The following is a 1,322-nucleotide window of genomic DNA, read 5'->3' as shown; positions in this document are numbered from 1 at the left end:
GTCGGGCTGACAGTGTTCTGGCTCAGGACATAGGAAAGGGATCTCTCAAGACATAGGAAAGATCCGCGCACCACGCTGCACCGGTGTCGAAAGCCCGACTGGTCATCACCGCCGTCATCCTCGAGCACCGCCAACAAGCCGAGGTCGCCCGCGCCTACGGCGTATCCGAGAGCTGGGTCAGCAAACTCATCGCCCGCTACCGAGCCGAAGGCGAGGCCGCCTACGAACCCCGATCACGGCGCCCCCACACCAGCCCGACCGCTACCCCGCCCAGCACCGTCGAGCTGATCATCGAGCTCCGCAACAACCTCAGCGCTACGGGCCTGGACGCCGGCCCCGACACCATCGCCTGGCACCTCACCCAGCACCACGACATCACCACCTCGGTCGCCACGATCAGCCGCTACCTGACCCGCGCCGGGCTCGTCATGCCCGAACCGAAAAAGAGACCCAAGTCGTCCTACATCCGCTTCCAAGCCCAGATGCCCAACGAGACCTGGCAGTCCGACTTCACCCACTACCCACTCACCAACACCAAGAAGTACCCCAAGGGCATCGAAATCATCACCTGGCTCGACGACTGCACCCGCTACGCCCTGCACGTGTCCGCACACCTGGCGATCACGACCCCGATCGTCAAAGCCACCTTCCGCAAAGCCGCAGGTCAACACGGCATTCCCGCATCAACACTGACCGACAACGGCATGGTCTACACCGTCCGACTGGCCGGCATCGGACGCCAAGGCGGCCGCAACGGATTCGAACAACAACTCCGCACCTGGCACGTCACCCAGAAGAACTCACGCCCCAGCCACCCCACCACCTGCGGCAAGGTAGAGCGCTTCCAGCAGACCATGAAGAAATGGCTCCGCGCCCAACCGACCCAGCCGGCCACGATCACCGAACTACAAGCCTTGATCGACGAGTTCGTCACCGAGTACAACCACCGGCGCCCGCACCGCTCGCTGCCACACCGAGCGACCCCCGCAGCGCTCTACGACACGATGCCCAAAGCACTCCCAGGCGAGAACCGTGAGTCCGACACCCACGACCGCATCCGGCACGACAAGGTCGACAAATCCGGCACCGTGACACTGCGCGTAGCCGGTCAACTACGCCACATCGGCATCGGCCGAACCCACAAGGGAACCCACGTCATCCTGATCATCCAGGACCTGGAAGTCCGTGTCGTCAACGCCATCACCGGCGAACTCCTCCGCGAGCTCACCATCGACACCAACCGCGACTACCAACCCAAAAACCAGAAAGATCCGAACCCCCAATGAGGGTTCGGATCTTTCCTATCTCTTGCGAGATCACAA

The 1,322-nt window shown here is 62.9% G+C and carries 1 protein-coding gene; it reads left to right on the top strand.

Annotated features, from left to right (window positions below; translation table 11 throughout):
* Nucleotides 1-83 precede the first annotated feature (83 nt).
* Nucleotides 84-1,286 (top strand): IS481 family transposase, encoded by a 1,203-nt coding sequence (locus ACOADB_RS01820; RefSeq protein WP_378596200.1) that lies wholly within the window; start codon nt 84-86, stop codon nt 1,284-1,286.
* Nucleotides 1,287-1,322 lie beyond the last annotated feature (36 nt).

Origin of the sequence: Nocardioides sp. CPCC 206348 (assembly GCF_048654705.1) — a bacterium.
GTDB lineage: Bacteria > Actinomycetota > Actinomycetes > Propionibacteriales > Nocardioidaceae > Nocardioides.
The sequence above is the reverse complement of the archived record's forward strand: the minus strand, read 5'-3'. Positions and strand labels throughout refer to the sequence as shown.